Raw genomic sequence first — 20,406 nt, 5'->3', positions numbered from 1 at the left:
TTTCTTATTGCGAGACAGCTTGCATAGTACAGCGACAATTTGCGATTTGCTTAGCACTGCCAGCAGGATCGCCTGGATGTATGAGCTTTTCCCCGTCAACAGTAAACGGTTCATCCACATTTACAATTTGACCATTTGCTTTGCGATGGTATTCACGAGTATGTTTACCGCCTGTTGCTCGCCATTTCTTCTTTTTGACAACCTCTAATTGCATCCAACCTTTCTGCTTGCCACCGTTAGCAGCTGCGGTCGTCATGGTTCGTGATATATGTACAGCTCTTTGCGTTGAAAATGGGCCTTCTTCACCATTTGCTGCCTGTGAACTAACTTCCTTTACAAGCTGCGCACGTTCTGTCGGAGTCTTTCCTATCTCAATGGCTGCCTTGAATGAACGAAGCATCGTATCAGTAAAAGTTGCATTCATCCGGCACCAAATCTTTCAGATTCTTCACAAAGACAGCTGCGCGCTTGTTCTTTTTCGTCCAGACCTTATCTGGCTCAAGATCATTCAGTTCTGTTTCACCGGCTAGATTAAAAAGTGGAGTAAAACTATCCTCAAGTGCTTGCTCAAACTTGTCCTGAAACAATTCACCAGCAGTAACTGTCAGCAATACCTTGAATAGCTCCCCTTCATCCGTCAGCTTGAAGCCAGGCGGTACCGGTTTGCGGTAGTCCGGCATTTCAAACCATGCGAAAAAGAGCGGGGTAAAGTCATTTTCCCTCTCACTGCTGAATCCTATAGCTGCTTGAACTCTTCCATGCCGTTTGCCGTGTATTCAATAATCCCAATGCTGCCCGGCTCTTTAGATAAAGCAGCCAGGAGTAACAGTAAATGCCGCTTCTTTTCCTTGGCTGGCCAGAACGCTACTTCTGATGCATGAAGGTAATGAATGGTGTCCGACCGGTCAAGTACACGGCTTTCGGCCGTCTGAACAGTGATCTTTGATTTCAACCCCTGGTTCCTCCGGCGGTCTGCAGTCCGGATCGCAGGGTTTTCAAAGGTCATTTTCCTGACATTGTTCTTCCGGCTCATTGGCTAGATTACGGCAGGTACCCGCTCATAATAGAAATGGAACATATCATACAAGTTGCTGGATGCATCTGAAGACTGGGCGACGATAAAGGCATTCTTAGCTTCCTGCAGTGATGAAAAGTAGTAGATCAGCGCCTCAGTCACCTTTTAGAATTCCATCTGCCGAGATTTCAGTATAATGATTCTACTGGTTTACCTGCGGCTATATCACTGAATACTCTGCGCATAGCGGCGCTGTGCAGCGTTTAATTCAAGCGGAACAACCTTACCTTGTTTGTTTTTGATCCTCAGCATGAGGAAGCAAAATAACTCAAAATTAAAAAGGATGCCTTTAGACTCTGCCAGCTTGTCCGGACGTGCTTGCAACTTCTGCTTAATCCGCCGTTGATGCTCCCTCGCAAGTGCAATTACCATAAATCATCCCCAGCGTATTCATCTTCTACATCATCGTTATCATCGCCCCTGCCCAATACCTTGTAACGCTCCAGCTCCATACGCTCGCGCGCCAGCTGCATCTTCTCCTGATCCAGATCCATATTGGCAATCTGATTAATCAGGCGAATCTTCTTGTCCCGTACCTTAGTCAGTGCTTCTTCCTGTTTTAAAATCTTCTCCAGCTTCGATAGCTCAATCGTGATAACCTCAGTCACCTTCATACCTTCAGTCGTGACCGATACCATAATGACCTTCCCGTTTTTAAGACTGGCATGCTGCAACTTATCTGTCCGGCTCATCAGCTCCTGCTTGATCTTCCGATCATGATCGGTCAGCCCAGCTTCAAGCTATTTAATTCGATGTAAATGCCGTCGTTCCTGAATTGTAAGCATCGCCAGTTGCTCCTCTGCCTGCACCCGCGGATCGGGATTAATTTTAGCAAGCAACTGCTGTTCATCTTCATCCAGAACATCAAGAAACACTGTCGCATAGATGCCGTGGATCAGCACATTCTTATTCCGAAACGGCGCACCCCCGCCTGGCTGGATTACCGACTGCATTCTTATTGCCCGGCGGGTGCGCCAGCGTTACTTTTGATTTCATTAGTAACTTTACCATTGGCGTTACCATTCAAAACGTTCTGCCAGCGGTCTTGCGATTTCCATTTCCGTACTTGCTGCTCACTAGCAAAAAGAGCAGCGGCGATGTCTTTTAGCTTTATTGTGCCACCGCTATCCAGCCACATTTGTTTCGCCTGATCGCGTTCAGGCCGTCGTTCTCTCGCCATGCTACATATCACCACCTCCAGCTATTAAATTCCCAAGAAAGTTAATATTTTATATAATGAAACAAGCTCTGAACATGATATTACAATTGTCAGATATTTTAGGAGGTGATACATCCATGTTACCAATAGGATTAACTATCGAGGAGTAGCAACCTGGAGATTGGAGAATACGTTTAAACCCGCAATTAATTCCCCCTGGCGGTAATATCTCTGAAAAGTCATACCCTTCCTTTGAAGAGGCAAAAAAAGCCGCGTAAAATGGAATCTATGATTGAGTTATGTTTGTTTCAATTTTGGAAAAAGAAAAGGCGATCCATAAAATAGACCGCCTTTTCTTTGTATTCTTTTTAATGAATCAAGATATCGCTTTAATGGCCTCCTCTTTATTGGCATAGATATCTTGAATGTATGTGTCTATCACTTCATTTTCGATACATTAATTAAAGTTTCTGAACCTAAAGAATCCAAATCACCGGATAAAATATCTCCTAATTCAGGTATAGAACTATCTAAAATTTCGATAATAGTAACCCATGATTAGTTTTGACAGCCAACATACCTCTGCTTAGGTTTAGCATACTTACTACTGCTGTCATTTCTTATCTTGCTGTGATCGCCAACTCATATATTGCGAAAATACATCTGCAGCTGTAAGGCCATGCTTGTTACCGATTTCAGCCCAGCCTTTTTGTAATAGCGGTAATGCTTGATCCATCTTCAGGTGACTATATTTTTTTCTAAAATCAATACATTCTCGTATGATTTCATTCATATTAGTCCTCCTTAAAATAGAAAGTTACTTGTTTGCCTTTACACTGCCAGAGTATGCTGGTAAATTGATGCAACAGCTCCATCATTAAGCACACTCAACCTATTAGCTGCCTGAACGGCATTTTCTTGTCCTATACCAGCTAATGCAACACCTCTAGCATTTACAATCGCTATATTCATTTCTGTTGCTAATTCTTCATGAGTTTTAGACATATTTTCACCTCCTAAATAATGTAATTATACATTCAGGAAGTTTTTACCTTTTGACAAACGACTCTACTACAAAATTGCTTCACTCCATCCCATCTGCCCCATACGTAACCTTTACACTTTTTAGGCTGCCTGGGTTCTTTAATATGAATAACTTTCTTCTTTCTCCCCATGTAATCACCTTTAGTCATAGTATCGGACAACAAAAAAAGCCACCTGATGTAGTGACTTCATATGCTCTATGTAAAACCGAACGTGCCAGCTCTGTATGTTCATGTGTTTAAAAGCATTCGCGCCTACGGCGTGACACAAAATTGCTGTGCTCTTTGCTTAAAAGCATACGTACTTTGTAACTATAGAGGAAGAACAAGGCCATTTTACTGATCGGTTAGAATAGCAGTCAATCATCTTACATGCATTCCAAACCAATTTAATTTAGTTCAGAAAAAAGGTTATATCGTCCATCTTGCTCAAACTTCTCAGTCAGGTTACCATCCTCATGAACAGTAATGACCAGCTGCTCATATTCCTGCCCTGCTGGAATCACCGGATAAACGTATGCACTACTTTACCTGCTGCGGCTTGAACTGCTTTACTCTGATCGCCATGAACATGCAATACACGCCATGCATCCAAAAATGCGAATCCATCACTGATTACTGCTTTTGCTTCTGTTGCCATTGCTTCAATACCTCCTGATTTATCATGTGTAGAAAAACCGGATCGTCGTTTCATTACAATAGAAAAAGGCCAGCATTAGATGTTGACCTGAGCGCCAAGGTATTCATACCTCATCAGTGTTCCTATTCGATTTTCCATAATATAAATTTACCATAGGAAAAGTCCAGTGAAGTATCATAAAGTGGTCATTTCCCGTTCAAAAAACGTTCATTATTTTTCTACTAACTCTTCCAGCTTTTCCTCATAAATCTCATCCACCATTGAATATAAAGTGCTTGCAAGCTTTACTTTAGAATGAAGTTTCTGTGCAAGGTATATTGCCATAATCGCTATTGTAAATAAACCACCACCAATTAATATGCTTGTTAATAAATAATACTGGAACTCATCTGCAAGTTTCTTGTACTGAAATCCTAAATTAAGTATAACCGTAATAGAAGCGCTCAATAAAGCAGCATATATAGCAAATCCTGAAAGTAATGTATTACCTGCCTTTGAACTTTCAAACTCTCCATGCAGATTATTTTTTAATATACTCAATTCTTCTAAATCCAGTTTTCTCTTCAAAGTCGATTTTATATCTTTCAATTCTCGTAAAGTAGTTTTAGAATTTATTTTAAATCTTTTTTTCAAAAATACATAACCACTGCTGCTATCCAATAGACTTATATTTCTGTTCATTTACTATTCAGATCCTTTCTAATTTTAATGGATATAATTCAGGCTTCCATCCTCCTATTACATAATTCTGTGTTTTCTATCATACCTTAATACAAAAAAGAGACTAGATTTTCCAGTCTCATGATACCACATTACAGGTTTTATTAATAAATCAAATGGAAGTTTCGCATCTATTCAAATAGCTAGTAGTAGCCCAAATACAAACGATTTAAACAACTTGGTAATACTGCTAGTATCAATGATTGACCCTACACTAACACAAGATCAATTAATTAAAACTTCTCATCAAATTTTGCAACAGTTAGTTAGTGAAAGTCTAAAAGCTACTTTTTCTAAAAAAGGATATGATTATTCGACTGCACGATGGGAAAGTAGTCCGGTACTCAGTATTTCCAAACCGGTATATTAAATTTCAGCAGTCTATAAAATAATCAAACCATATTGATTAGCCCTTTGGGGCTCTTATTTTTGAACTTTTGAGAGGACTATCATATATGAAAGCAGCAATTTATATCAGAGTAAGTACAGATCGCCAAGCTGAAAAAGGCTTCTCAATCGAAGCTCAGCATGAACTGCTGATGGAACTACTGGAACGCAAAGGGTTAGAACTATACCGAGTATATTCCGATCCAGGTATATCAGGAAAAACTATAAAAAAGCGCCCTGGCGTTCAACAGCTTATTGCCGACATGAAAGCAGGGCGTTTTGATGCTGTCCTTATACATAAGTTGGATCGATTTAGCCGTAATCTAGGTGACCTATACGACTTTATCGCGCTCATAAATAAACTAAACAAGCGACTCATTGTGGCTTCTTTGAGCAGTGAAGAAATAGATACTCAATCATCAATGGGTAAAGCATTCTTATACTTCAATGGAATATTTGCTGAAATTTATTCAGATAATTTAAAAGAAGAAACACTAAAAGGATTGGTTCATGAAGTCACTCATGGAGGTCGGCATATGTCGCGTGCGCCTTTGACTTATGATTTCGATGAAGATCGTAATCTGGTCATAAATGAAAAGGAAGCACAGTTGTTGATACGAGACGTATATCGCTACTATCTTGAGGAAAAAGGCGTTGTGAAAATTGCTAAAATTATGAACGGTTATAGTCAGGGAAAAGAAGGCGGCGTATGGGATAGCAAGTATATTCGAAGCATTTTGAAAAACCCTACTTATACTGGCCATAACCATTTTAAACCTGGGTTGTGGGAAGAAGAACAACGTATAAAGGTTATTGGAGATCATGAACCTATTATTTCCATGGAATACTTCATGAATGTACATAAGATGATGACACGTAAGGCTGAAGATACTATATCCAGAAATTCTTATGATTACCCATATGGTGGAATTGTACGCTGCGCAAAATGTGGCGCTATTTATGTTGGAATGCATCTACTAAAAAAGGGATACAATATCGATCTTATAGATGTCGTAATAATTATTCAAATGGTACTTGTCCTGAACCTGGGATTTCAGAATTGAAATTAAATCGACTTTTATTTGAACAATTGCTTATCACTAGAGGAAGATTAAAAGTTAAGCGTGATGATCCTAAGATAAAGAAATACAAAAAACATCTACAAAAGGAAATTGACCTTTCAAATCGCAGACGCAAAAATTGGATGATGGCACTCTATAATGAATTTGATGATTCAGAAGATTTCTCTATGAACTAATTTACATAAGATGAAATTAAAGAATTGGTTTTCAATTTGAAAGAGAACTGGAATTACATCGAAGTTGATATACAAAAGCAATTAATACAATCCATGTTTCGGCAGATTGTTATTCAAAAAGGCGAAAAAAAAGATACATAGACGATTACAAAGCTATTCAATATTTAATGCTTAAAATAAAAAACACCGCCCAATTGATGGCGGTGTTTTTTATTTACTAAGTTCCGTACCTGATAAATTCCTATCTGGTACAGAAAGTCAGTACAAAATGGAGGCGAGGGGAGTCGAACCCCTGTCCGAAGGCAACGTTACATAAGCTTCTACGGGTGTAGTGACAGATTTGATGTCACCCTAGGAACTCCCTGTCACCGGATTCCCTTTGGGTCAGCCTGGTTATCTTATTCAGCACACCTCAGGCGGAGATGTGACAGCGTAGCCCACTATTAGTTGGGCCCTCGTCCTGGCACATGGGCGATGCGAGGGGAGAGCACGCTCACAGGTTATTAAGCTGCGAAAGCGTAGTTAGTTTGTTGTTTGCCGTTTAATAGGCTTTAGCGTTGATAAAGCGGACGCGTCCCCACTACCCGCTACCCATGCTCGAACTACCCCCGTCGAATCCATAAACGCCCCCTTAATAAAAAGGGTGCTGGATTAGAACGGATCACATGAGTCTCGTTATCCGAATATACAGCAACAGTCTTTCCCTCCATAAGAAAGAACTGTAAAGTGTGTCATGTATCAGCAATATGCTGTTTCTACTGAAAGAATATACAACGACCACAGACTATGAGTATACCACATTTTAGGCTCTGTGAACAGTTGTGCAAATACACCAACGTTGTTCTGAGATCCTTACCATGTTGTTCCTCTAGCCATTATCTGCTCTGTAAGCCAGAACGTACTAACATCATCGCTGATTCACACCAGCTTCACTATCCATTTACCCATCTGCCTGTTAATTGTAACTAACTCACTACAAAATGATGATGACTTCGCTTTTCAACGTTTACTGACTTAACGAGAAACCTTCTGATTATCCCGTAGTGCGCGTTGAATATCACGATCCGCATCTTTTTTGGCAGCAGACGCACGTTTGTCATGCTGTTTCTTACCTTTACCCAGTCCAATCAATAACTTGGCATATCCATTACGGATATAGATTTTGAGCGGAACGATGGTATACCCGTCTCGCTTAGAAGCACCGATCAATTTGCTGATCTGTCCTTTATGCAGTAGCAATTTACGAGTACGTGTCGGATCGGTTGGATTCGCACGGTTACCTTCTTCAAACGGACTGATATGCATATTGTGCAAAAATACTTCGCCATTACGAATCGTCGAGAACGCATCTCCGATATTGGCTCTTGCGCGGCGCAATGATTTGATCTCTGTTCCGGTTAAAACCATGCCAGCTTCATACGTATCTTCGATAAAATAATCGTGTGATGCTTTTTTGTTCTGTGCAAGAACTTTACTTTCACCCTTTTTAGGTGCCATAAGGGTTCACTCCTTTATAAACGGATTAGTTAACAATTACTTATGTTATACCTTGCAGATTTACTCTTTTATCTATACTTGTCTACCTATCATTTTAAATAAAGACCGACATTTCTTCATCCTCTCTCCTCATTCTAAGGTATACAGAGAAAGAAGAAAGCCGATCTATCGCTATTTATTCAGGTTTTTGCTCGGTAGATTTTGGTTTACGTTTGCGTGGACGACTTTTTTTCACTTCGCCACCTGTTTTACCTGTATCGACTTTAGCCGAAGACGTTTGGATATTGCCTGCTTCTGGATCGAATACAGGGCCTTCTATCTTTTTGCGTCTTGGTGCGGGGCTACCTTTACGCTTTTTGCTACTTTCGACAGGGCTGTTATAGCCGCCTTTTCCTGAACCGAAGTTAAAGTTACGAGAATTGTCTTTACCCGAACTTTTCGGAGCATTGGTCGAAATGCCTTTCGCTTTTTTAGGCTTACCCTCACCTGTATTGACAGCTGTCGTACTGTCCGGGTTGCGCGGTTGGGTAGTCGGTACATTTACCGCAGTCGTCTGACCGGAAGCTGCCGCAGATGATTTACGTTTGCGTCTGCCTGGCTTTTTGCTGCCTGTATCTGTAGTAGGCGCTACCGAAGTGCTAGGAGCTTTGGTCGCTTTGGCAGCCTTCGCTGCTTTACCGAATTTCGCCGCTTTACTAGCTGCTTTGTTTTTACCACGATCTCCGCCACGTCCACCTCTACGGTCGCTATCTCCACGTGGAGGACGAGCACCACGATCTGCACGCTCAGGACGATTGCTTTTCGGCATATCTTTAAGCTCAAAGTCGATTGTATGATCTTCCATATTCACGCGAGCTACACGTACCGTAATTGCATCGCCGATACGATAGATTTTGGAAGTACGTTCGCCAAGCAAGATCATTTGTTTATCGTCAAAATGATAATAATCGTCGGTCAGCATCCCTAAGCGGATCAGACCTTCTACTGTATTATCCAGCTCGATAAACATACCGAAGCTTGTCACACTGCTGATAATACCTTCGAATTCTTCGCCCACTTTATCCAGCATATATTCCGCTTTTTTCAGTTGATCGGTATCACGCTCTGCATCGACAGCCACACGCTCACGTTCTGAAGATTGTTGCGCAATATCTGCCATACGAGAATTGAGGTAATCCTGGCGCTTCGGCTTCAGCTTCCCACCATTTTCGATCACTTCACGAATCACGCGGTGAATAACCAGATCGGGATAACGACGAATTGGTGATGTAAAGTGACTATAATAATCTGCGGCTAGTCCAAAGTGACCTGAACTGTCTGCGGAGTATTTTGCTTGTTTCATCGAACGAAGCATCATCGTGCTGATCACTGTTTCTTCTTTTTCACCTTTGATATCTTGCAACAATTGTTGCAATGCACGTGGATGAATATGATCGCCTGTTCCTTTGATCACATGACCAAAGTTCGAAGCGAATGCTAAGAAGTTCTGCAATTTCTCTTGATCTGGATTCTCATGAATACGATACAAGAAAGGCACTTGAAGCGTACTGAAATGCTCGGCTACCGTCTCATTCGCTGCTAGCATAAACTCTTCGATAATCTGTTCTGCTACCGAACGCTCACGCTTCACGATATCAATCGGTCTACCTTTTTCATCTAAAATAATCTTCGCTTCGTCAAAATCAAAATCAACTGCACCACGACGAGCACGCATTTCACGTAACTGCATAGCCAATTCACGCATCAATTTGAAATCCTCGACAAGCGGAGCATAACGTTCTAACAATTCTGGATCTTCATCTTCCAAAATTTTGCGTACATTTGTATAGGTCATACGCTCTTTGGTTTTGATCACACTGGTAAAGATTTCATGCTTCACAACTTTCATATGCTCATCGAATTCCATTTCGCATGAAAGGGTAAGGCGATCTACCTGTGGATGTAGACTACAGATACCATTGGACAAGCGATGGGGTAGCATCGGAATCACGCGATCCACTAGATACACACTACATCCGCGGTTGTAGGCTTCAATATCGAGCTTAGAGCCTTCTTTGACATAGTAGCCTACATCTGCAATATGAACTCCCAGACGGTAATGTCCGTTTTCTAGACGCTCTACATTGACCGCATCATCCAAGTCTTTGGCATCTTCACCATCGATCGTTACGATATTTTTGTCGCGTAGATCACGTCTACCTTGTTCGACGATCTCGGCATCTGTAATAGAATCAGGAGCTGCTTGCGCTTCGTCCATAATTTCATCAGGGAATGATTCTGGTAATTGATGCTTACGAATAACAGACAAAATGTCTACGCCTGGATCATCTTTGTGACCCAACACTTCAACGATTCGTCCTTCTGCTGCTGCTCTGCCTTCTGGATAGCTGACGATTTCAGCCACCACTTTTTCCCCTTCAACTGCGCCACCGAATGACTCTTTAGGCACAAAAATATCGCGGTTAATCCGCTTGTCATCAGGGATAATAAATCCGTACGTATCAAGTCCTTGAAATACACCAACGATGCGTGTATTTTTGCGAGTAATCACGCGGACCACTTCGCCTTCCATACGACCACCTGTCGTACTGCGAGAAGTGACTTTCACAAACACGATATCACCGTTCATTGCCGTTCCCATATCATTGGCATTGATGTAGACATCGCCATGCTCTTTTTCCTCAGGAATCAGAAAAGCAAATCCTTTGGCATGGGCTTGAATACGTCCACGAACCAGATCCATATGTTCAGGTAGACCATAACGATGAGACTTGTTCTGCACGATCACTCCTGTGTGCTCAAGTTCATTTAATATTTTGACCAATTCTTTAAAATCAGAAGCCGCTTGAATCTCTAACTGCTGCTCCAACTCTTGATAAGTCATTGGTTTATAATCGATACTCTTTATTACATCTAATACTTGTTGTTCAGTAATCATATCATTTCACCTCGGACGACCTTCAGGGTAAGCTTATGTTCCCTTCTTGATCCGTATGTACAACTGTATGCATTGTAGCGTTTAGTATACTCATACCCTAGTATACACTAAATTAATCTCACTCATTCAATTCGCTTCAAATATTCAGTTGCCTGTATTGATCTGTATAAAAAAAGAGGGCAGTTCTATTATCCCCTCCTTGGTTGGGAATAACAAAACTGCCTGAAAAGTATTGCACATCATGGACTTCGGTCTTACATGTCTTGCATGGGAATAATGGACAAGCTCGGGAACAATTCCAAGTATAGTTCCTTTATATGAATTCTCTATGAACAATCACTAACCAAAGAACAATCTTTTGCCTAACATATAAAAATCGCCTGAACCGGTAAAATGATGCTCTACCGAATCAGGCGATTCATGATTTAACTAAAGACCGCTACAAGAATAGCTAAAACAAAAAATCCAATAGCTAGACCTACTGTTGTACGTTCCAACACCAGTTCCATTCCGCGCGCTTTGGTTTTACCAAAAAGATGTTCCGCACCGCCGGAGATGGCACCAGAAAGTCCAGCACTTTTACCTTTTTGAAGTAGAACAATAACGATCAACCCAACGGAAAAAATCATGAGCAGTACTTTCAAAGTCAATAACATGAATTCCACCTCCTCAAACGAATACGCCGAACATCTATCGTTATCATATAAGAACAATAGCGATTGACTATCACTATCGTATGTAATAATCGTATAGAAAACAGCATTCTTATTTTAGCATATTTTTCAAGTAAAAAGCAATCTTTTTACTCCGATATGTATGATTAAGTCAGTTTTTGAAGCTTACCCTTCTTTTTTACGTGTTAACATATTCCTAATTTTAGCAGGCAACTATATAAAAAAACAACCACCCGGCATGATACCGGATGGTTGTGATCTATCTTTTGACTTTTGATCATCTTCTTCTAAAAGAATCTGAATCCAAAGTTAAAAGTAAATTATTTAGTCAAGCCTCTGTGTGCAGTCAAGTTGTAGAAAGATTTAAGACCATCGTATTTAGCAAGGTCACCCAATTGATCTTCGATGCGAAGCAATTGGTTGTATTTAGCAATACGGTCTGTACGTGAAGGAGCACCTGTTTTGATTTGTCCAGCATTTGTCGCTACAGCGATGTCAGCGATTGTGCTATCTTCGGATTCACCAGAGCGGTGAGAGATAACAGCTGTGTAACCAGCGCGTTTAGCCATTTCGATCGCATCAAATGTTTCAGAAAGTGTACCGATTTGGTTAACTTTAACAAGGATAGAGTTACCAATACCTTCTTCAATACCACGACCAAGACGCTCAGTGTTTGTTACGAACAAGTCGTCACCAACCAATTGAACTTTGTCTCCCAATTTCTCAGTTAACAATTTCCAACCTTCCCAGTCATCTTCAGAACAACCATCTTCGATTGTAATGATTGGGTATTTATCAACCCATGAAGCCATCAAGTCTACGAACTCAGCAGAAGTGTATGATTTACCTTCGCCAGCAAGTTCATATTTACCATTTTTGTAGAACTCAGTAGAAGCAACGTCCATACCCAAGAATACGTCAACACCTGGTTTGTAACCAGCTTTTTCGATCGCTTCGATAATAGAAGTCAATGCTTCTTCGTTAGATGTGAAGTTAGGAGCGAATCCACCTTCGTCACCTACAGAAGTGCTAAGTCCTTTAGCTTTCAATACAGATTTAAGGCTGTGGAAAATCTCAGCACCTGTACGAAGAGCTTCTTTGAAGCTAGGAGCTCCAACTGGCAATACCATGAATTCTTGAACGTCAACGTTGTTATCAGCGTGCTCACCACCGTTGATGATGTTCATCATTGGTACTGGCAATTGTTTTGCGTTGAATCCGCCTAAGTATACATACAATGGAAGGTCAAGAGCATCAGCAGCTGCACGAGCAGTAGCCATAGATACTGCAAGAATAGCGTTAGCACCCAATTTAGCTTTGTTAGGAGTACCATCCAATTTGATCATTGCTTTATCGATACCCAATTGATCCAAAGCATCCATACCAATGATTTCTGGAGCGATGATTTCGTTAACGTTCTCTACTGCTTTAAGAACGCCTTTACCCAAGTAACGAGATTTGTCTTCGTCACGAAGTTCTACAGCTTCATGAGCACCAGTAGATGCGCCAGAAGGAACGATAGCGCGGCCCAAAGCGCCAGATTCCAAGTATACTTCAACTTCAACTGTAGGGTTACCGCGGGAGTCAAGAACTTCGCGTGCATAAACATCAGAAATAATAGTCATGGTTAAATGTTCTCCTTTTAAATCGTTATTTTAGATCATACATGATCATTACATTTTAAGTCATATCTTTATAGCGAGCAATTACTTACGGCTGTTGACAATAGATGTACCTGTCATTTCTTCCGGTTTAGGTAATTGTGCAAAATCAAGAATGGTTGGAGCGATATCACCTAAGATACCACCTTCACGCAAAGTAACATTTTTATCTGTGACGATAAATGGTACAGGGTTTGTTGTATGTGCCGTCTGCGGACGACCCAATTCATCAATCTCTGTCTCAGCGTTACCATGGTCAGCAGTAATTAGGGCTACGCCACCTTTAGCTAGAATCGCATCTACGACTCTACCTACACACTCATCTGTTGTTTCTACGGCTCTGATTGTAGGCTCTAGCTTACCAGAGTGACCTACCATATCAGGATTAGCAAAGTTCAAAATGATAACATCTTGACGCTCTGCTTCAATCTCAGCGATACAAGCATCTGCTACTTCACGTGCACTCATTTCCGGTTGTAGATCATACGTAGCGACTTTAGGAGAGTTAATCAAGATACGAGTCTCGCCTTCAAGTTCTACATCACGACCGCCACTGAAAAAGAATGTAACGTGCGGGTATTTCTCAGTCTCAGCAATACGCAATTGTTTTTTGCCATGCTGTACTAAGACTTCACCAAGCGTGTTGCTCAGATCTTTAGGGCCATACGCTACCGTTCCACTTACTGTATTGCTGTATGTGGTTAAGCATACATAGTACAGGTTTTGCGGTTGTGCATGTCCACGATCGAATCCTTCAAATGCTTCTTGCGTAAAAGCTTGAGATAATTGAATTGCACGGTCAGGACGGAAGTTCAAGAAGATGATTGAATCTCCATCACTTACTGTACCGACTGGTTTTTCTTCACTATCCACAATAACAGATGGTTCAACGAATTCGTCAAATACTGAATTTTGGTAAGAAGAAGAAATAACGTTTTCTGGATCTTTGAATGCCGGACCTTCGCCAAAAGCGATAGCACGGTAAGCTTTTTCCACACGTTCCCAGCGTTTGTCACGATCCATTGCATAATAGCGACCTTGAACGGTAGCAATTTTACCTACGCCCACTTCTGCTATTTGAGCAACCAATCGTTCCATATAACGTTTACCGCTATCTGGTGATACGTCGCGTCCATCCAAGAATACATGAATCAATACATCATGGAAGTCTTCGCGTTTAGCCATATCCAGTGTAGCGAATAAATGATCGATATGACTATGTACACCGCCATCGGATAACAGGGTGAACACATGCAATTTTTTGCCGTTTGTTTTTGCATTTGTAAATGCGCCAACCAACGCTTCATTTTGGAAAAAGTCTCCATCACGAATCGACTTGGAAATACGAGTCAAATCTTGATATACGATACGGCCTGCACCGATATTCAAGTGACCTACTTCCGAGTTACCCATTTGCCCTTCAGGCAGACCTACAGCTTCACCGCAAGCAGTTAATGTAGTGTGTGGATATTCGCTTAGATATCTATCATAATTCGGTTTTTTCGCTTGAGCAACGCCGTTGCCTTCTACTTCTGCGCGCAGACCGAATCCGTCCATAATGATTAGTGCTACTGGTTTGGGTGCTGACATTTACTTCGCCCCCTCAACGAGCTGAATGTAAGAATCAGGTTGCAAGCTTGCGCCGCCGACAAGTGCGCCATCAATATCGCTTTGTCCCATGTACTCCTTCACATTCTCCGGTTTCACGCTACCGCCGTATTGAATACGAACTGCGTTAGCCACTTCTTTGTTGTATAGACCTTTAACCAATTCACGAATATAAGCGATAACTTCATTCGCATCTTGGGATGTAGAAGATTTGCCTGTTCCGATTGCCCAGATTGGCTCATAAGCGATTACTGTTTCTTTCGCTTGATCTGCACTTAATCCGACAAAAGCACCTTCTGTTTGTACTTTACATACTTCTTTAGTTTGGTTAGCTTCACGCTCTTCAAGCTTTTCACCTACACATACGATAGGAGTCAAACCATGACGGAAAGCAGCATGTACTTTTTTATTAACGATTTCGTCTGTTTCAGCAAAATATTGACGACGCTCAGAGTGACCAATGATTACATAGTCCACACCAAGATCTTTCAACATTACGCCACTGATCTCGCCAGTGTAAGCACCATTGTCTTCAAAGTGAAGATTTTGTGCACCGATTTTGATAGAAGTTCCTTTTACTGCTTCAACCAAAGCAGGAAGATTAGTGAAAGGAGCGCAAATTACGCTTTCTACGCCATCTACTTCTGCTTTGCCTTTGATATCTTCAATAAACGCTTTTGCTTCAGGAACGGTTTTGAACATCTTCCAGTTCCCTGCAATAATTGGTGTTCTCACTGCGATATCACTCCTTCTGTTTGCATAACTACAGTGTTCTGATCGAAGCCACACTGAAGTGCTTTGTACAATCCAAAACACTCAAATCTATATACATTTTAAACTTATTTATCGTTCAATGCCACAACGCCTGGAAGAGCTTTACCTTCCATAAACTCTAGGGAAGCACCGCCACCTGTAGAGATATGGTCCATTTTATCAGCCAAGCCGAATTTCTCTGCAGCTGCTGCGGAATCACCGCCACCAATGATAGTGTAAGCTTCAGTTGTTGCACATGCTTCTGCTACTGCTTTTGTACCACCAGAGAAAGGTGCGATTTCAAATACGCCCATTGGTCCGTTCCATACAACCAATTTGGAGTTTTTGATTACATCAGCATAAATTTCACGAGTTTTAGGACCGATGTCTACGCCTTCCCAAGCTGCTGGGATTTTATCAATAGTTACGATATCTGTGTTAGCATCTGCGCTGAAATCGTCAGAAACAACGATATCTACTGGAAGATACAATTTTTTACCTAATTTTTTTGCTTTTTCCATGAATCCAAGTACAACATCCAATTTGCTTTCGTCTAGAAGAGATTGTCCTACTTCATGACCTTGAGCTTTGAAGAATGTGTAAGTCAATCCACCACCAATAATGATGTTGTCTGCAAGTGTGATTAGGTTATCGATAACATCGATTTTGTCTTTTACTTTAGATCCACCTACGATTGCTGTGAAAGGACGTTCTGGGCTAGTCAATGCTTTACCCAATACATCTAATTCTTTCTCCATCAAAAGACCAGATACTGCTGGCAAGTGGTGTGCAATACCTTCTGTTGAAGCATGCGCACGGTGAGCTGCACCAAATGCGTCATTTACGAATAGATCAGCCAATTCTGCAAAAGATTTAGCTAAGTCTGCATCGTTTTTCTCTTCACCAGGGTAGAAACGTACGTTTTCAAGAACCAAAACGTCGCCTTCTTTTAATTCAGCGATTTTTGCTTTTACTGCATCGCCAATAGCTTCGTCAGCTTTAGCAACCGGTTGACCTAGCAATTCAGATAGACGCTCTGCTTGTGGAGTTAAGCGTAGTGATTCAACCACTTCACCTTTAGGACGACCCATATGACTTGCAAGTACAACTTTTGCACCTTTTTCAACTAGATATTGAATCGTTGGTAAAGTTTCACGAATACGTTTGTCATCTGTGATTTTACCGTCTTCCATAGGTACGTTGAAATCTACACGTACAAATACCACTTTACCTTTTACTTCTACATCACGAACACTTTTCTTATTCATTATATTGTTCCTCCATGCCCTGAATTTTGATTAACGAGCAATTTAAAACAGATATTCATTTAGAAAAAGCGGAAACACAAGAAACCTGTTTCCGCTTTATGGAATTAATATTTATTTCAGTTCACGTAAGATTCTTACGCTTTGTTAGCGAAGTACTCAAGAGTACGAACCAATTGTGCAGTGTAAGACATTTCGTTATCGTACCAAGCTACAGTTTTAACCAATTGGTGGTCACCAACAGTTAGAACACGAGTTTGAGTAGCATCGAATAGAGAACCGAAAGTCATACCTTTGATATCAGAAGATACGATTTCGTCTTCAGTGTAACCATAAGTTTCAGCATCAGAAGCAGCTTTCATAGCAGCGTTAACTTCATCAACAGTAACTTTTTTCTCCAAAATAGTTACCAATTCAGTAAGGGAACCAGTTGCTACAGGAACACGTTGTGCTGCACCATCCAATTTACCTTTCAATTCAGGGATAACCAAACCGATTGCTTTAGCAGCACCAGTTGTGTTAGGAATGATGTTTTCAGCAGCTGCACGAGCACGACGGAAGTCACCTTTAGCATGTGGAGCATCCAAAGTGTTTTGGTCGCCAGTGTAAGCGTGAATTGTAGTCATCAAGCCTTCTACTACTCCGAATTGATCTTGCAAAGTTTTAGCCATAGGAGCAAGACAGTTCGTTGTGCAAGAAGCACCAGAGATTACAGTTTCAGTACCATCAAGAATTTCATGGTTTACGTTATAAACGATTGTTTTCATTTCGCCTGTAGCTGGAGCAGAGATAACAACTTTTTTAGCACCAGCTGTTAAATGTTTCTCAGCTGCTTCTTTAGTTGTGAAGAATCCAGTACATTCAAGAACGATATCCACACCAAGATCTCCCCAAGGAAGTTCTTCTGGGTTACGGTTAGCTAGAACTTTTACTTCTTTTCCGTTTACTTTGAAGAATCCGTCATGAACTTCAACTTCGCCGTCAAATTTACCTTGAGTTGTATCATATTTCAACAAGTGAGCCAACATTTTAGCGTCAGTCAAATCGTTAATTGCTACTACTTCAATACCTGCTACATTTTGAATACGACGGAAAGCCAAGCGTCCAATACGTCCGAAACCATTAATACCAACTTTAACCATGAGTTAATTCCTCCTAGAGATAGTGTATTTAATTTATTTCAAGACATACCTTATAAAAGGCATGTCAAGACAACATTATAGAGTAAATCTTGTGTGCCGACTGCTAGACGTTCGAAAATGAAGCAAAAGGACTAGTCTAGTTCTTTCACAATTTCTCTAGCAGCGGCTTCGTCAATGACCAGAATATCTTCCTGACCGAATTTGAGTACAGCATGAATCGATTTGGCTTTGCTACGACCTCCAGCAATACCGATAACCACTTCCGCTTTGGAAATATCATCGAGCTGAAGTCCCATCGTTAACATCTGGTGCACCGTCTCACCCTGTTCATTAAAATAATGACCGAATGATTCAGCAACAGCTCCAGCGGCATGAATTTCTTCCGCTGCCTCGGGTTCAAGTCTACGGCGACGCACCATCTCCATCGCATCTCCAATTCCATGCATGATGATACGTGCTTTACGAATCAGACCGACAATTTCGCGGATATTCTGATCCTGATAAAGCAATTCATAAGCATCTTCACGCAATAAATCTGGAATATGCAACAATCGATATTGTGCGCCTACACGCTTTGCCATAGTGGAAGCAATCGAATTCGCCTGAAATTCCATACTCTCTCCAAGTCCGCCTCTTGCCGGTACGAACCAGGCATTCTTGAGAGGTGCCGGTATGGATGGACTGAGTTGCTCAGCGACTTCAGCTAATGTAAAGCCTCCTGTAACAGCAACGACATCGTCCTCACGGATGACACTGAGCAGCGCTTTGGCTCCTGCTCGTCCAAGCTCTTGCTTAGCCATAATAGATATGTCACTATCACCAGGAACGACAATTACTTGTCTCAACTTATAGAAAGTGCGAATACGTTCTTCCAGATTCGATAATCCAAGCAGTTCCTGAATAATAGGTTCCAGCTCATCAAGCAATTGCTTGCCTGCTTCACTAACCTTCATTCCCGTACTTTCAATCTCAAGTAACCCTTGCGATTTGAGAAGATCGGTCTCTGCACGTAAGACGCGTTCAGTCATATTAAGCGATGTGGCGAGTGATCTTCTTCCAACCAGCCCTACCATCATAACCTGATGCAGAATAGTATATCTTTTTTTGAGTACTTCGGTGAGATCGGGCAGAAGCTGCTTTTGTATTTCTAATATTTTCCGCATGCATTCCACTCCTGCAACTTATCTCGCTCAGTGTTCATTATATCCGCGATTCTTAATGGACTCAAAATGTCCCGGCATAACTTTTTAAGTCCCACGTCTATCTTAACCAATTTTTCATGCAGAAGCAAGTTTTTAACACAACTATTCTGTGAGAGGTTGATGTTATCGTTTTTATCTGTGATTTCCTCCCAAGCCAACTTGCTTTTTATAGGTAGATATCCTATAATCAATCGTACTGCTGTTTTGATGTGCGCCCGTGGTCCAATGGATATGACGTAGGCCTCCGAAGCCTGAGATCCAAGTTCGATTCTTGGCGGGCGCGCCATTTATATTTTTTATTTCATTATCTTTTTTACATAAGAATCGGTATGATCGAATGCCTTTTGATATGTTCTATCATATCTAAGAACTATTTGCGCAACATTAAGTGATTGACTTATAAATGCAGAACACCCTTTAACCAGCCTATGCTGGTTATTTTTATACCCAAATTTGGGTTGCCCTCTTCTTCATTAACCGATTTTACTGATGTTCCTACACTTTTGGTCAGGATAGTTTGACTTTCTTTGACTTTTGATTCGAATTATCCTATAATGTGGTAAGAACAATGAGTATCTTCTAATACAATATTTGATCTATAATTAATCTATTATGATGTACAACTTTGAAGGAGGGTTTCTAGTGAGTTATATTCCAATGGTCGTTGAACAAAGCAGTCGTGGAGAACGTGCCTATGACATTTACTCTCGTCTGTTAAAAGACCGCATTATTTTTCTAGGTTCTGAAGTTAATGATGTTGTAGCTAACGCGATTATTGCACAAATGCTGTTTCTGGAAGCCGAAGACCCGGAGAAAGACATCCACCTATATGTTAACAGTCCAGGCGGTTCGATCACTGCGGGGATGGCTATTTACGATACAATGCAATTTATCAAAGCTGATGTATCTACCATCTGTGTAGGTATGGCTGCAAGTATGGGTGCATTCTTGCTTAACGCTGGTGCGAAAGGTAAACGTTTTGCTTTGCCTAACAGCGAAATCATGATTCACCAACCACTTGGTGGCGCACAAGGACAAGCAACAGATATCGAAATCCGTGCTCGTCGTATTCTTAAAATGCGCGACAAATTGAACAAAATTCTAGCTGATCGCACAGGCCAACCGTTGGAACGTATCGAAAAAGATACAGACCGCGATTACTTTATGACTGCTGCTGAAGCACAAGAATATGGCATAGTTGATAAAGTGATTGAAAATACACCTCCACAAGGGGTATAATTTTACTCCAGCATGCTGGAACAACACGCGAAAAAGCCTCCGGGATATAAACCGGAGGCTTTTTTGTATTCTTTTTTATAATAGTTAGTCTAATAACTGCTACATTTACTTCATAATATTGCAATTACTCTATCATCCGATCACT

The 20,406-nt window shown here is 41.1% G+C and carries 24 protein-coding genes, 1 tRNA gene and 1 other RNA gene; 5 read left to right on the top strand and 21 right to left on the bottom strand.

The window, feature by feature from the left end:
- Positions 1–4 precede the first annotated feature (4 nt).
- From QE450_RS21095 to QE450_RS21045, 11 genes are all read right to left on the bottom strand, one after another.
- On the bottom strand, positions 5–400 hold the full coding sequence (locus QE450_RS21095) for a phage minor head protein (protein ID WP_307302788.1): 396 nt from the start codon (positions 398–400) through the stop codon (positions 5–7).
- A gap of 4 nt (positions 401–404) precedes the next feature.
- Positions 405–680: a hypothetical protein gene (locus QE450_RS21090; protein ID WP_307301856.1), complete on the bottom strand. Its 276-nt coding sequence runs from the start codon at positions 678–680 to the stop codon at positions 405–407.
- Positions 681–736: 56 nt separating this feature from the next.
- Positions 737–952: a hypothetical protein gene (locus tag QE450_RS21085; protein ID WP_307301854.1), complete on the bottom strand. Its 216-nt coding sequence runs from the start codon at positions 950–952 to the stop codon at positions 737–739.
- 288 nt (positions 953–1,240) lie between these two features.
- Positions 1,241–1,447, bottom strand: coding sequence for a hypothetical protein (locus QE450_RS21080; protein WP_307301852.1), 207 nt, complete (start codon positions 1,445–1,447; stop codon positions 1,241–1,243).
- Positions 1,441–1,767: a hypothetical protein gene (locus tag QE450_RS21075; protein ID WP_307301850.1), complete on the bottom strand. Its 327-nt coding sequence runs from the start codon at positions 1,765–1,767 to the stop codon at positions 1,441–1,443. The genes QE450_RS21080 and QE450_RS21075 overlap by 7 nt, the downstream gene beginning before the upstream one ends.
- A gap of 48 nt (positions 1,768–1,815) precedes the next feature.
- A complete protein-coding gene (locus QE450_RS21070; RefSeq protein ID WP_307301848.1) occupies positions 1,816–2,028 on the bottom strand; it encodes a hypothetical protein in 213 nt (70 codons plus the stop codon).
- 2 nt (positions 2,029–2,030) lie between these two features.
- The gene (locus QE450_RS21065) at positions 2,031–2,255 is read right to left on the bottom strand and encodes a phage terminase small subunit-related protein (RefSeq protein ID WP_307301846.1); all 225 of its coding nucleotides are present in this window, start codon (positions 2,253–2,255) and stop codon (positions 2,031–2,033) included.
- A gap of 592 nt (positions 2,256–2,847) precedes the next feature.
- A complete protein-coding gene (locus QE450_RS21060) occupies positions 2,848–3,027 on the bottom strand; it encodes a hypothetical protein (protein WP_307301844.1) in 180 nt (59 codons plus the stop codon).
- Positions 3,028–3,065: 38 nt separating this feature from the next.
- A complete protein-coding gene (locus QE450_RS21055) occupies positions 3,066–3,239 on the bottom strand; it encodes a hypothetical protein (RefSeq protein WP_307301842.1) in 174 nt (57 codons plus the stop codon).
- 540 nt (positions 3,240–3,779) lie between these two features.
- On the bottom strand, positions 3,780–3,917 hold the full coding sequence (locus tag QE450_RS21050; RefSeq protein ID WP_307301839.1) for a hypothetical protein: 138 nt from the start codon (positions 3,915–3,917) through the stop codon (positions 3,780–3,782).
- A 210-nt stretch (positions 3,918–4,127) separates the two neighbouring features.
- On the bottom strand, positions 4,128–4,598 hold the full coding sequence (locus QE450_RS21045) for a hypothetical protein (RefSeq protein WP_307301837.1): 471 nt from the start codon (positions 4,596–4,598) through the stop codon (positions 4,128–4,130).
- Positions 4,599–4,815: 217 nt separating this feature from the next.
- Between QE450_RS21045 and QE450_RS21040 the strand changes: the two genes are divergently transcribed.
- The 3 genes from QE450_RS21040 to QE450_RS21030 all read left to right on the top strand — a co-directional run bounded on the left by QE450_RS21040 (position 4,816) and on the right by QE450_RS21030 (position 6,282).
- Positions 4,816–5,007 (top strand): hypothetical protein, encoded by a 192-nt coding sequence (locus QE450_RS21040; RefSeq protein WP_307301835.1) that lies wholly within the window; start codon positions 4,816–4,818, stop codon positions 5,005–5,007.
- 85 nt (positions 5,008–5,092) lie between these two features.
- Positions 5,093–6,088 carry a recombinase family protein gene (locus tag QE450_RS21035; protein ID WP_307301833.1) on the top strand — a complete coding sequence of 332 codons (996 nt, stop codon included), beginning with the start codon at positions 5,093–5,095 and terminating at the stop codon, positions 6,086–6,088.
- The gene (locus QE450_RS21030; RefSeq protein WP_307301831.1) at positions 6,085–6,282 is read left to right on the top strand and encodes a hypothetical protein; all 198 of its coding nucleotides are present in this window, start codon (positions 6,085–6,087) and stop codon (positions 6,280–6,282) included. The genes QE450_RS21035 and QE450_RS21030 overlap by 4 nt, the downstream gene beginning before the upstream one ends.
- A 266-nt stretch (positions 6,283–6,548) precedes the next feature.
- Here QE450_RS21030 and ssrA read toward each other — a convergent pair.
- The 10 genes from ssrA to QE450_RS20980 all read right to left on the bottom strand — a co-directional run bounded on the left by ssrA (position 6,549) and on the right by QE450_RS20980 (position 18,983).
- Positions 6,549–6,913, bottom strand: a transfer-messenger RNA (tmRNA) gene (gene ssrA / locus QE450_RS21025).
- 383 nt (positions 6,914–7,296) lie between these two features.
- Positions 7,297–7,779, bottom strand: coding sequence for an SsrA-binding protein SmpB (gene smpB / locus QE450_RS21020; RefSeq protein ID WP_273614400.1), 483 nt, complete (start codon positions 7,777–7,779; stop codon positions 7,297–7,299).
- A gap of 175 nt (positions 7,780–7,954) precedes the next feature.
- Positions 7,955–10,717: a ribonuclease R gene (gene rnr, locus QE450_RS21015; protein WP_307301828.1), complete on the bottom strand. Its 2,763-nt coding sequence runs from the start codon at positions 10,715–10,717 to the stop codon at positions 7,955–7,957.
- Positions 10,718–11,142: 425 nt separating this feature from the next.
- Positions 11,143–11,373, bottom strand: a complete 231-nt coding sequence (gene secG / locus QE450_RS21010; RefSeq protein ID WP_069325812.1) for a preprotein translocase subunit SecG — start codon at positions 11,371–11,373, stop codon at positions 11,143–11,145.
- 338 nt (positions 11,374–11,711) lie between these two features.
- Entirely contained in the window at positions 11,712–13,016 is a 1,305-nt protein-coding gene (gene eno, locus QE450_RS21005; RefSeq protein WP_204826913.1) for a phosphopyruvate hydratase, read from the bottom strand.
- 81 nt (positions 13,017–13,097) lie between these two features.
- Positions 13,098–14,642: a 2,3-bisphosphoglycerate-independent phosphoglycerate mutase gene (gene gpmI, locus QE450_RS21000; RefSeq protein WP_273614398.1), complete on the bottom strand. Its 1,545-nt coding sequence runs from the start codon at positions 14,640–14,642 to the stop codon at positions 13,098–13,100.
- A complete protein-coding gene (gene tpiA / locus QE450_RS20995) occupies positions 14,643–15,395 on the bottom strand; it encodes a triose-phosphate isomerase (RefSeq protein WP_307301824.1) in 753 nt (250 codons plus the stop codon).
- Positions 15,396–15,499: 104 nt separating this feature from the next.
- On the bottom strand, positions 15,500–16,681 hold the full coding sequence (locus tag QE450_RS20990; protein ID WP_273614397.1) for a phosphoglycerate kinase: 1,182 nt from the start codon (positions 16,679–16,681) through the stop codon (positions 15,500–15,502).
- 134 nt (positions 16,682–16,815) lie between these two features.
- A complete protein-coding gene (gap, locus tag QE450_RS20985; RefSeq protein ID WP_273614396.1) occupies positions 16,816–17,820 on the bottom strand; it encodes a type I glyceraldehyde-3-phosphate dehydrogenase in 1,005 nt (334 codons plus the stop codon).
- A gap of 131 nt (positions 17,821–17,951) precedes the next feature.
- Entirely contained in the window at positions 17,952–18,983 is a 1,032-nt protein-coding gene (locus QE450_RS20980) for a sugar-binding transcriptional regulator (protein WP_069325818.1), read from the bottom strand.
- 250 nt (positions 18,984–19,233) lie between these two features.
- Between QE450_RS20980 and QE450_RS20975 the strand changes: the two genes are divergently transcribed.
- Both QE450_RS20975 and clpP read left to right on the top strand, forming a co-directional pair.
- Positions 19,234–19,308, top strand: a tRNA-Arg gene (locus QE450_RS20975).
- 356 nt (positions 19,309–19,664) lie between these two features.
- A complete protein-coding gene (gene clpP / locus QE450_RS20970) occupies positions 19,665–20,261 on the top strand; it encodes an ATP-dependent Clp endopeptidase proteolytic subunit ClpP (RefSeq protein ID WP_273614395.1) in 597 nt (198 codons plus the stop codon).
- The last annotated feature ends 145 nt before the right edge of the window (positions 20,262–20,406 follow it).

Origin of the sequence: Paenibacillus sp. SORGH_AS_0306, from assembly GCF_030819345.1 — a bacterium.
Taxonomy (GTDB): Bacteria; Bacillota; Bacilli; order Paenibacillales; family Paenibacillaceae; genus Saccharibacillus; species Saccharibacillus kyungheensis.
Note: the sequence above shows the minus strand (reverse complement) of the source record. Positions and strands in the feature narration are given on the sequence as shown.

Bases quoted from the DNA above. Each gene is read 5' to 3' on its own strand.
- QE450_RS21095 (WP_307302788.1), bottom strand. From the start codon at position 400: ATGCTTCGTTCATTCAAGGCAGCCATTGAGATAGGAAAGACTCCGACA.
- QE450_RS21090 (WP_307301856.1), bottom strand. From the start codon at position 680: ATGCCGGACTACCGCAAACCGGTACCGCCTGGCTTCAAGCTGACGGAT.
- QE450_RS21080 (WP_307301852.1), bottom strand. From the start codon at position 1,447: ATGGTAATTGCACTTGCGAGGGAGCATCAACGGCGGATTAAGCAGAAG.
- QE450_RS21075 (WP_307301850.1), bottom strand. From the start codon at position 1,767: ATGAGCCGGACAGATAAGTTGCAGCATGCCAGTCTTAAAAACGGGAAG.
- QE450_RS21070 (WP_307301848.1), bottom strand. From the start codon at position 2,028: ATGCAGTCGGTAATCCAGCCAGGCGGGGGTGCGCCGTTTCGGAATAAG.
- QE450_RS21065 (WP_307301846.1), bottom strand. From the start codon at position 2,255: ATGGCGAGAGAACGACGGCCTGAACGCGATCAGGCGAAACAAATGTGG.
- QE450_RS21060 (WP_307301844.1), bottom strand. From the start codon at position 3,027: ATGAATGAAATCATACGAGAATGTATTGATTTTAGAAAAAAATATAGT.
- QE450_RS21055 (WP_307301842.1), bottom strand. From the start codon at position 3,239: ATGTCTAAAACTCATGAAGAATTAGCAACAGAAATGAATATAGCGATT.
- QE450_RS21050 (WP_307301839.1), bottom strand. From the start codon at position 3,917: ATGGCAACAGAAGCAAAAGCAGTAATCAGTGATGGATTCGCATTTTTG.
- QE450_RS21045 (WP_307301837.1), bottom strand. From the start codon at position 4,598: ATGAACAGAAATATAAGTCTATTGGATAGCAGCAGTGGTTATGTATTT.
- QE450_RS21035 (WP_307301833.1), top strand. From the start codon at position 5,093: ATGAAAGCAGCAATTTATATCAGAGTAAGTACAGATCGCCAAGCTGAA.
- smpB (WP_273614400.1), bottom strand. From the start codon at position 7,779: ATGGCACCTAAAAAGGGTGAAAGTAAAGTTCTTGCACAGAACAAAAAA.
- rnr (WP_307301828.1), bottom strand. From the start codon at position 10,717: ATGATTACTGAACAACAAGTATTAGATGTAATAAAGAGTATCGATTAT.
- secG (WP_069325812.1), bottom strand. From the start codon at position 11,373: ATGTTATTGACTTTGAAAGTACTGCTCATGATTTTTTCCGTTGGGTTG.
- eno (WP_204826913.1), bottom strand. From the start codon at position 13,016: ATGACTATTATTTCTGATGTTTATGCACGCGAAGTTCTTGACTCCCGC.
- gpmI (WP_273614398.1), bottom strand. From the start codon at position 14,642: ATGTCAGCACCCAAACCAGTAGCACTAATCATTATGGACGGATTCGGT.
- QE450_RS20990 (WP_273614397.1), bottom strand. From the start codon at position 16,681: ATGAATAAGAAAAGTGTTCGTGATGTAGAAGTAAAAGGTAAAGTGGTA.
- gap (WP_273614396.1), bottom strand. From the start codon at position 17,820: ATGGTTAAAGTTGGTATTAATGGTTTCGGACGTATTGGACGCTTGGCT.
- QE450_RS20980 (WP_069325818.1), bottom strand. From the start codon at position 18,983: ATGCGGAAAATATTAGAAATACAAAAGCAGCTTCTGCCCGATCTCACC.